Here is a 9,016-nt window from a genome sequence, read left to right as displayed (position 1 = left end):
CTCAGCTCGCTCTCACCTTGATCTGCATGGCCTGGACCATCGGCGGCCCGGGGGCGGGCACCCCGGTGGCGGGCCCCGGACTGGGGGGCGGGGTCGGATGTACGAGGACGGGCCGGCCGCCTGCCAGCACGCGGGGGGAGAACTGGAACCAGCGCACGGTGACACAGGGGGGCACAGGGGAGCCGGTCAGGGAGCAGCCCCCGACCACCAGGACGTCGGCGACGGTGGCGACCGGCTGCAGGCTGACCAGCACCTTCTGCTGGGTGGGCGCCGGCAGGGTCACCAAGCCCGGCGGGTGGGCGCACATCATGACGGCTCCGGCGTGCAGGACCAGTCCGGGCATGACCCGCCCTCACCCCACGACCTGCAGCGAGGTGCCGTTGATACTCACGACCGGCCCCTCCAGCTTGATGCTGGCGAGTCCCGGCCCGCAGGAGAGCTCGATACCCAGTGCGGTGATCGTGATGTGGGGCCCGGTCTCGCCCAGGAACTGCAGTTTGACGCCGCCCATCGGCGGGGGCGCGTCGCTGATCACCAGGGCCTTCTGCCCGGGGGTCGCCAGGACGATCTGCGGGGTCCCCGGTGGGGTGGTGCGGGCCGCCGGGGGCACGTCCCCGGCACCGCCGCGCCAGAACCCCACCCACACCGCCCGGTGGGGGTCGCCCTCCAGGAACTGCACCCACACGCCCGAGTTGACCAGCGGCACGACGTACATGCCGCTGGCGACGCCCGCCACGGGCGAGAGCGGCGAGGCCCAGATGCCGGGCTTGTTGCCGAGCACCTCGGGGACCCGCACCAGCAGCCGGCCTTCCTGGAGCGGATCCACGTTGGAAACGACCACGCCCTGGTGCAGGCCGTGGAACCGCTTCGTGGTCGGGGCTGTCATGGGATCACCACCGGTGTGTTCGAGACGAGGCCCTCGCGGGCGAGGCTGAAGCTCTGCTTGTATTCGCCGCGCTTGATCTCGTGCGTGACACTGCGCACGTACCACAGGCCGTCGTAGGTCAGACCCGCGCCGCGGACGCCCACGAGGCGCCGGGCGCTCAGGACGTGCCCGTAGCGCAGGACGTCCAGTCGGCCCTGGCCGGTGACGACGTCGCTGGACTGGGCACTCTTGCCGAGACCCAGCAACAGGATCTCCGGGAGCGAACGGCCCGTCAGACCGAGCAGCGGTTCCTCCTTGAACGCCGGTGCCGGGCGTACGGCGAGGGGCGGCCGGAGGGGGCTGGCGTCGGGGACCGGGACCGGGATCACCTGTTTGCTGATGGGCTCCGTGATGCCGATCGTGTAGGCGGTGCGGCCGGTGCCGTCGTAGCCGAAGCTCAGTGACTCGACGTTGGTCGCGGCGTCCGAGTCCACGGTGAGCGCGGGCTGCGGCACGCCCACCCGTACTTCCGGCCCCCAGTAGGCGATGTTGGCGCCGGGGACCGGTCCGGAATCGATGTAGAAGACGTAGCCGACGCTCGTCGCGAGGGACTTGAGGTACACCAGGTCGGTGTCGTGCTGGATCGGCGGCGTCTTGAGCGGGTTCGGGATGTTTTCGAACAGGGAAGGGATGGCCAACGGCACGATGCCGTACCGTGCATAGGCCGCGCACACCGTCATTACCTGCAGCGGGGACGCCTGGGCCGGGTAGGAGTTCAGCTTCGTCGTCTGGTCCATCACGATCGAGATGTCCTGCCCCGTCACCGTGAGCGTCGAGTCCCCCGGTGACGACCCGCACGTCTGGTCCTGACGGGTGATCAGTCCGTCCATCAGGACGTGCGGCATGCCGCCGACGACGACCATCACGATGATGCGGGTCTTCGGGTCCAGCATCCCCAGAGGAAGCATCTCCCTCGTCACGGCCGACCGCTTGCCGAGCGCGAACGTCAGCTGGAAGCCGCTCGCCCCCTCGCTCGCGGTCGTGACCTGCACGGACCGCAAGGCGTCGAGGAGCGAGGCAGGGGCCGGCGTGGGCACGTACTTCCCCGTGAGCAGCATCAGTTGCAGGCTGTGGGTCATCCCGGGGCTTCCCCCACCGCGTACGTGCCCGGCACCCCCGCGGGCAGGGTGATCCGCAGCCGCCGTCCCGGCACCGCGGTGAGGTCGTCGGGGCGCAGCACCCGGTGGGCGTCGGCGATCCGCCAGTCCTGTTCGGGGTCGCCCAGGTGCCGCGCGGCGAACGCGTCGAGCCTCTCGCCGGCCGCCACCGCCTCCTCGCGAACGGTCACCAGGTCCTCGGGGTGCGGCGGGAAGCGGCGGCGGACGTAGGTGACGGTCCGCCCGTCCGGGCCGGTCCAGGTGGCGGTGGGGAGCCCGCGGTAGCGGCTGGTGGACTCGAACATCTGCGTCTCCTCGGTTCCCCGCGCTCAGATCCCGGTCAGGCCGACGGCGTCGGAGCCGTACGCGCCGAGGGCCGCGAAGCTCTCCTTGCCCTGGTGGTAGCGGAGGTAGAGCGCTCCGGCGCGGTGGTCGAAGCCGACATCGTCGGTGGTCAGGGTGCGTACGGACAGGGTGACTTTGGCCCGTACGGGCTGGAGGGCGCTGTCGTAAGCCTCCTCCGCGACGGACATCTCCGTGATCCGTACCGGTACGACCCTGCGCCGGCCGAGCACGAGGACGGTCAGCGGCGCCTCCACCGGGGCGATCTCGATCATTCCCATGGACGACAGCCGGTCGCTCTCGCGCAGTTGCGCCCCCGTGGGCTGGATGGCGCTCTCCAGTGCGGAGAGCACGGCGAAGAGCCCGGTGCCTGCCGCCGGGTCGGGCCGGCCGCCCTTGTCGGCGCGGTCGGCGGCGTCGAACTCCGCCTCGAACCGGAACGTCTCCTGCGGCGGGCCGCTGAGCCGCAGCGCCTCCAGCCGTTCCCCGCCGCCCGCTCCGGCACCGCGCGGCTGCAGGCTGCGGGTGAGGCTGTCGGGGTTGTACTGGAACGGCGTCACCCGCAGGACGCGCCCCTGCTCGGGGTCCAGAAACACGAATCCGCCGCGCAGGGCGAGGGGCGTCGTCATCGGGCCGCCTCTCGGCGGGCGGCCGGGGTCGCCGGAGCGGCACCGGACATCCCGAGGGCACCGTGGACCGCGCGGGCGACGCGGCGTCCGAGGGCGACGGGGTCGGCGGTGGCACGTACCGGGGCCGTCGCGACGCGGCGCAGGTGGACGTCCGTGAGATCCACGAGGGCCCCTTTGCCGCCGGGCGGCGCCGCGGCCAGCAGGGCGCCGAGTTCCGCCTCCAGCGCCCGGCTCAGGACGGCGGCCCGGTGGCCGGGGACGCCTTCCAGCACCAGCCGTCCGATGGACAGTTCGACCTTCACGGGGTCACCTCCGGCTGACCGTCCCAGGAGAAGTCCGCCGCGGGCAGCGGCATGTCGGCCTTGCGCAGTTCGGCGCGGGCCGCGGCCAGCACGGCGGGCATGCCGATGGGGGTGCCCGCTGAGGCGGCGCTGAAGGCCGCGTTGAGCGCGATGTTGCGGATCATCCCTCCGCTGAGCGGGAGCTCCGCCAGCCGGTCCGCGTCGAGGGCGTCCACCGGCGCGGCGTCGGGGAAGGCGCGTTCCCACATCCGGCGGCGTTCGGCGGGGCCGGGGAAGTCGAAGGGCACGATGAAGCGCAGCCGCCGCAGGAACGCCGTGTCCAGCGCGCGCCGCTGGTTGGTGGCCAGGATCGCGAGGCCCCGGTAGGACTCCATGCGCTGCAGCAGGTAGCCGACCTCGATGTTGGCGTACCGGTCGTGGGAGTCCTTGACCTCGCTGCGCTTGCCGAAGAGCGCGTCGGCCTCGTCGAAGAAGAGGATGGTGCCGCCCGGCTCGGCGGCGTCGAAGAGCCGGCGCAGGTTCTTCTCCGTCTCCCCGATGTACTTGCTGACCGCCGCGGAGAGGTCCACCCGGAACAGGTCGAGTCCCAGATGCCGGGCGAGCACCTCGGCCGCCATGGTCTTGCCCGTACCGCTGGGCCCGGTGAACAGCGCGCTGATCCCCAGCCCGCGGCCGGTCCGCTGCGCGAAGCCCCAGTTCCGGTAGACCGTGTCGCGCTGGGCCACCTGGGCCGCGATCTGCCGCAGCAGCTCCGCCTCCTGCGCGGGCAGCACGATGTCGTCCCAGCCGGCCCCCGGTTCCAGGCGCTGCGCCAGTCCGCCCAGGCGGGGGCGGGTGCGCACCAGGCAGTCGCGCCAGGCCGCGTCCGGGTTTCCGCCCGCGGCGGCCGCGATCTCGTGGATCGAGGGCAGGTCCAGGGCGAACTGCCCGGCCAGCCGGTCCGCGTCCGCCGGGGGCAAGAACGTGCGCCACACCGCGGCCCGCTCCGCGGCCGGCGGCGGGACGGCCTCCACCACTGCGGTAGGGGCCGGTACGTCGGGCCGGGTCTCCCTGGTCGCCACGAGGCACGGCCCGCCGATGCGGTCGAGAAAACGGCCGAGCCGGCCGGCCGACTCCCCTCCAGCGTGTACGTCCCCGTCGGCGCGCGCCTCGTCGGCGGTGTCGGCGTCGAGCCACAGGGCCAGGGGCAGCAGGAGCGACTCCCGCTGCCAGAGCCGGGCCACCGTGTCGAGCTCCGCCGCCGCGCCCGGCAACAGGCCGGCCGGCATCCCGTACAGCAGCAGCCCCGCCGCCGCGGCGGCCTCGACCGCCACGGCGCGCTTCGTCTCCCGGTCGGGGCCCAGGAGTTGGATGACCGGCATGCGGCCGCCGGACCATGCGGGTACGTGCTGCCAGTGGCCGACGATCTCCTCGGCTGCCGGGTGACCGGAGCTGGAGGCCGGGGAGCCGGAACCCGGAAGGCCGGAGCCGGCCGCACCCGGTGCGGGCCGCAGGAGGGTCACCAGCGATTCGAGGCGCTCGTCGAGGTAGTCCAGCCCCTTGAGGTGGTTGACGATCCGCTCGTCGGCACGCAGGGGGCTGGTCACCAGCGTCCGGCCCGCCGCCCGGTCGACGTCGACGAGCCGCCAGTAGCGCAGCCCCCGGTACGGGGAGAGCACGTCCCACGCGGGCTCCGGCAGGACCGACAGCGCCAGCGCGAAGGTGGCACAGGACAAGCCCGGATCGCCTTGAGCGGCCGCGCACAGTTCCGCGAACGAGGGATCCATCTCCGGGGCGGCGCACAGCAGCAGGGCGTGCCGCTCGAACGCGGACAGCCCCAGCAGCCCGCCGAGGGAGACGAGGGCGGGCGGCGGGTCGGCGGCCGCGGCACGCTCCATGGCCTCGGCGGCGGAGGCGAGTTGCTCGTCGGTGACGGGAGACCGCGGCCCTACACCGCTCGGGGTGCCGGCGGCTTCCGGCCCGGGCGGGGCGTCGGCCGCCTTCCGCCCGCGTGCTGGACGACTCCCGGACACCGGGTGATTCCCGGACACCGGATGATTCCCGACCGCCCCCGCCCGGGCGCGCAGCAGGAGCCGCAGCCACGCGAGCCCGGCGTCCAGGTAGCGCGCGTTGACGTCGTCCCATGACTCCGGCGCGTCGGCCGGCTTGGCGGCACGGTGCGACTTGGTGGCACGGTGCGACTTGCCAGCACGATCCGGTTCGACGGCACGGTCCGACCTCACGGAGGTCATGTCAGCACCACCGCCAAGTCGTCCTTGAAGCGCGGCGGGACGGCGTCGCCGTCGAGGACGGAGCTGTCGACCCCGTCGACGCGCAGCCGCAGCACATGGCGGCCCGGCCCGGAGAACGGGAAGGAGAAGGTCAGCTTCTTCTCGCGCGGCCCCCGGAAGGCCGTGACGGGCACGGGCCGGTCCCCGACCAGCAACTGGATCCGCTGGCCCGCCGCGACCGACGGTTCGCAGTCCACCTTGAGCTTGACGTTGCCGTCCGAGCCGCGCCGACCCTTCAGCGGCAGGGGGGAGGTGGTGATGCGCGGGGCGACCGCCAGCGGGAGCGTCCGGGTGACCTGCCGTGTGCCGTCGTCACTGGTGAGGACGACCGTAACCGACCACGGTCCTGGCACCAGATTGTCCCCCTCGACTTTGGCCCGCACTTCGTGCTCGCTCACGGCGGTCGTGACCAGGGAGACGGCGCCGAACAGCGGGTGGGTGAGGTGGACGACCGGAGTTCCGGCGTCCAACTTTGCGCCGCTCAGGATGATTTCGTCGTCGACCGCCGCCACCTCCGGGGTCACGCCGCTCAGTGTGGGAGACGGATCGGCCGGGTCCGCGGAGGCTTCGGGGCCTCGCCCCTCGGCCCCGCGCCGCACCACCGGCAGCGGCGCACGGGCGGGCCGGGCGCTGTCGAGCAGCACCACGCGCGCCTCGTACGCGACGGAGACCCGGTACTGGCTCTGGAAGGCGCTCCACAGCTTGGACATGTCGTCGACGGAGAGGTCCGCAGGAGTGATCCGTACAGGCTCGGGCTGCAGGTGGGCGTCGCCGAGGCCCTCCGACTTGTCATAGTCCTCCGGCCCCAGGACGCAGTGGTCGTGCAGAGCCGCCATCGCCGCGCCGAGGATCCGGAGGGCGGCCCGGCTGTGCGGGTCGTCGTTGGTGTACGGGGTGAGGAGGTAGTGCAGGACGACGGGCAGGGCAGGCCGCCCGGTCTCCCCCGGACGGACGCCGGGCGGATCGGCGTTGCGCCAGGTCCCGTCGATCGTCATCCGGTACAGGAACACGTTCAGGGCCGGCTGGTTCTGGCCGGACGCGGCCTCGTCCGGCGTCGTCGAGGTGACCTGAACACCCCGGACCGTGTCGCTGAGTGCCTGGCCCAGGACCACCTGCAGGGCGCGGGTGACGGCGGCGACGGCGTTGGAGTCGCTCATGTCCGTCCCCGCAGATACTCATCGAGGCCCGGGCCGGCCCGTCGTGCGCGTCCGGCGTCCTCCTGCGGGCGCCCGGCCGGGGCCACCGGAGCCGCCGCCCGGACCTCCAGCCGCTCGATGCTGATACGCACGACGGTCTCGGCGTCGCGCGCGCCGGGAGCGGGCTGCCGCAGCCCGGCCCGGCCGGGTTCCGCGCGGGTCCGCCCGGCGGGGAGGGGCTCCTGCGGCCCGGGCCGGACGGACGCGGGGACGGGCGGGGAAACGGGGGACGACGCGGGCCGGACGGGGTGGGCGGCGGGAGGAAGCGGCGCGGCGCCGGGGACCGGGGAAGGTGCCGCTGCGGCGGCTTTCTGGGGGCGGGACGGAGACGGAGGCGCGGCGTAAGGCTCACCCGGGTGCTGCGGGGTGGGGGATGCGGTGCCGACGGCGGGCGCCGGGCGGGCGGTAACCGACCGGGGTCCGGCGGGGGGTGGGGCCGGGAAGGTGGGGGGTGGGGCCGGTGGGGTGGCAGGGGGTGCCGTGGGCGGGCGGGGTGGCGGGTCGGCGCCGGGGACGGCGGGGGTGTGGGAGTGGGTGGAGGGTGGTGCGGAGAGCGGGGCCGCGGGCTCGGGGGAGTCCGGCTGCCCGTCCGTGAGCCGATCGTCCCGGGCAGCGCCCGAGGAGGCCTCCGCCTCGGGACTTCCCGAACCGGATGGTGCCGTTCCATGGGAAGCGGGACGGGTACGGGAGGTGCCGGCCTCGTAGGTGCGCTCGATGGGCGGCAGGGCGGGCGGCGACGACAGAGCGGACGAGCGGCCGGGGTCTCCGGGGCTGTTGCCCGGCCCACGGGGGGTTCCGCCTTCCGAGCCGCCGCCGTGCCCACCCGGAACGACGAGGCCTTCGCCCTCCCCCTCGGTCCCGTCCGTCGCGGGCTCGCGCAGGCGGGGAGGCTCCGGGTCGAACATCGACGGAAGCCGTGGTCGGAGGCGCGGGCCCGGCGCGCCCAGCAGACGGTCCACGAAGTCGCTCATCCCGCCGCCTCCAGGTAGAAGCGGCGGCGGGCGGGGCTGACGGCGAGGACGTCCTGCTCCGTCCAGCCGTAGGCGCGGGCGAGCGCGTGCACCTCGTACAGCAGGCGGCGCGCGTACCCCTCGATCTCGGCCCACAGGTGACCGGCGACGTCCACTTCGGCAGACCAGGCGTGGCCGCACCCGGGACACTCCAGGGCCACGGTCGTCTCCGCTCCCGGATCGATGCCGGGGAGCCGCCGGGCCACCTCCTCCAGAACGTTGCCCGGCAGCGAGCCCGCGTCCGGGGTGGCGCTGACGACGCAGCGCTGCAGCAGGGCCCGGCGGACGTCGCGCCCGCCGTTGGCGACGGCCAGCAAGTCGCGCAGGGTCAGGGCACGGTAGGTGACGTCGCAGCCGTCCGCACGGAAACTCCCCGTGGGCGGCGCCGTCCGCGCCCCGGGAACAGCGGCTGGCGCGGACGGCCGCAATTCTTCGGATTCCACGGCGACTTCCAGCGGCTCCTTGCACACCGGGCAGTCGGCGGCGCACGGGAGGGAGCTGCCGAACGCCCGCTCCCGGAAGCCGAGCAGCAGGGCGTGGAGAGCGGCCAGGGTGAGGTCGGCGACGGGCTCCGCGTCCCCGGCGGCGGTCCTGGCCAGCAGCAAGGCCCGGCCCCGCGGCCCCTGCCCGCTCCCGGACTCCCACACGGACAGGAGCTGCGCCTCGGTCAGCTCGGCCACCACCACGCCGTCACCCCGATGCGGTGTCGGTGAACTGCGGGAGCTGCGGCGGCGTGGTGGGCTCGCGCACCCAGCCGTGGTGCTCCAGCTTGATGTGCTCGAAGGCGACGGCGTTCGCGTTCGCGTCGAGGTCGGGGAGTGCCTGGTACTCCGACACCCAGCAGTCGTGGACGGAGTACGACAGCACCTGCTGCCCGGCCTCGTCGAAGACGTCGATGATGAGGTCGCGGCGGAAGTCCTTCAGCGAGGTCTCCAGCCCGCCGGCCGACTTGCGCAGGCTCCACACCTTGTTCGCCCACTCCTCGAAGGCGGTGTCGGCCGTGCAGCCGCGCTCCAGGGTGATGGCCTCGTACTCGGTGCGCCCGGGCAGCTTGCGGCTGGTTCCCGGGTCGCCGCCGTCGCGGTGCTTGACCACCTCGGTGGTCCGCTTCAGGCCGCTGACCTTGCTGATCCCCGCGATGTACGTCGTCCCGCCGCCGAACTTCACCCGGAACCGGAAGTTCTTGTACGGGTCCCGGCGCGTGATCTCCGGCATCGTCCTCGCTCCTCCTGCCTCTTGCGACCT

Annotated in this window: 10 protein-coding genes; all 10 read right to left on the bottom strand. The window is 73.7% G+C overall.

Annotation, left to right across the window (positions count from 1 at the left end):
- Position 1: 1 nt before the first annotated feature.
- Entirely contained in the window at positions 2-343 is a 342-nt protein-coding gene (locus NQU55_RS17665; protein ID WP_168094055.1) for a hypothetical protein, read from the bottom strand.
- A 9-nt stretch (positions 344-352) separates the two neighbouring features.
- Entirely contained in the window at positions 353-886 is a 534-nt protein-coding gene (locus tag NQU55_RS17660; RefSeq protein WP_168094056.1) for a phage baseplate assembly protein V, read from the bottom strand.
- Positions 883-2,004, bottom strand: a complete 1,122-nt coding sequence (locus NQU55_RS17655; RefSeq protein WP_168094057.1) for a hypothetical protein — start codon at positions 2,002-2,004, stop codon at positions 883-885. Before NQU55_RS17655 ends, NQU55_RS17660 begins: the two co-directional genes overlap by 4 nt.
- Positions 2,001-2,327, bottom strand: coding sequence for a LysM domain-containing protein (locus tag NQU55_RS17650; RefSeq protein WP_168094058.1), 327 nt, complete (start codon positions 2,325-2,327; stop codon positions 2,001-2,003). Before NQU55_RS17650 ends, NQU55_RS17655 begins: the two co-directional genes overlap by 4 nt.
- A 24-nt stretch (positions 2,328-2,351) precedes the next feature.
- Positions 2,352-2,993 (bottom strand): hypothetical protein, encoded by a 642-nt coding sequence (locus NQU55_RS17645; RefSeq protein WP_168094059.1) that lies wholly within the window; start codon positions 2,991-2,993, stop codon positions 2,352-2,354.
- On the bottom strand, positions 2,990-3,295 hold the full coding sequence (locus NQU55_RS17640; protein ID WP_168094060.1) for a hypothetical protein: 306 nt from the start codon (positions 3,293-3,295) through the stop codon (positions 2,990-2,992). Before NQU55_RS17640 ends, NQU55_RS17645 begins: the two co-directional genes overlap by 4 nt.
- Positions 3,292-5,526: an ATP-binding protein gene (locus tag NQU55_RS17635; RefSeq protein WP_168094061.1), complete on the bottom strand. Its 2,235-nt coding sequence runs from the start codon at positions 5,524-5,526 to the stop codon at positions 3,292-3,294. Before NQU55_RS17635 ends, NQU55_RS17640 begins: the two co-directional genes overlap by 4 nt.
- Positions 5,523-6,722: a Pvc16 family protein gene (locus NQU55_RS17630; RefSeq protein ID WP_168094062.1), complete on the bottom strand. Its 1,200-nt coding sequence runs from the start codon at positions 6,720-6,722 to the stop codon at positions 5,523-5,525. Before NQU55_RS17630 ends, NQU55_RS17635 begins: the two co-directional genes overlap by 4 nt.
- A gap of 1,006 nt (positions 6,723-7,728) precedes the next feature.
- A complete protein-coding gene (locus NQU55_RS17625; RefSeq protein ID WP_168094063.1) occupies positions 7,729-8,457 on the bottom strand; it encodes a hypothetical protein in 729 nt (242 codons plus the stop codon).
- Positions 8,458-8,461: 4 nt separating this feature from the next.
- The gene (locus NQU55_RS17620) at positions 8,462-8,986 is read right to left on the bottom strand and encodes a phage tail protein (RefSeq protein WP_058043010.1); all 525 of its coding nucleotides are present in this window, start codon (positions 8,984-8,986) and stop codon (positions 8,462-8,464) included.
- Positions 8,987-9,016 lie beyond the last annotated feature (30 nt).

It is taken from the genome of Streptomyces telluris (genome assembly GCF_024519335.1).
In the GTDB taxonomy this organism is placed as follows: Bacteria; Actinomycetota; Actinomycetes; order Streptomycetales; family Streptomycetaceae; genus Streptomyces; species Streptomyces telluris.
This window is presented reverse-complemented; position numbering and strand designations above follow the sequence as displayed.

Coding starts and splice junctions, on each gene's coding strand:
- NQU55_RS17645 (WP_168094059.1), bottom strand. CDS start 2,993: ATGACGACGCCCCTCGCCCTGCGCGGCGGATTCGTGTTTCTGGACCCC.
- NQU55_RS17665 (WP_168094055.1), bottom strand. CDS start 343: ATGCCCGGACTGGTCCTGCACGCCGGAGCCGTCATGATGTGCGCCCAC.
- NQU55_RS17655 (WP_168094057.1), bottom strand. CDS start 2,004: ATGACCCACAGCCTGCAACTGATGCTGCTCACGGGGAAGTACGTGCCC.
- NQU55_RS17650 (WP_168094058.1), bottom strand. CDS start 2,327: ATGTTCGAGTCCACCAGCCGCTACCGCGGGCTCCCCACCGCCACCTGG.
- NQU55_RS17620 (WP_058043010.1), bottom strand. CDS start 8,986: ATGCCGGAGATCACGCGCCGGGACCCGTACAAGAACTTCCGGTTCCGG.
- NQU55_RS17660 (WP_168094056.1), bottom strand. CDS start 886: ATGACAGCCCCGACCACGAAGCGGTTCCACGGCCTGCACCAGGGCGTG.
- NQU55_RS17630 (WP_168094062.1), bottom strand. CDS start 6,722: ATGAGCGACTCCAACGCCGTCGCCGCCGTCACCCGCGCCCTGCAGGTG.
- NQU55_RS17635 (WP_168094061.1), bottom strand. CDS start 5,526: ATGACCTCCGTGAGGTCGGACCGTGCCGTCGAACCGGATCGTGCTGGC.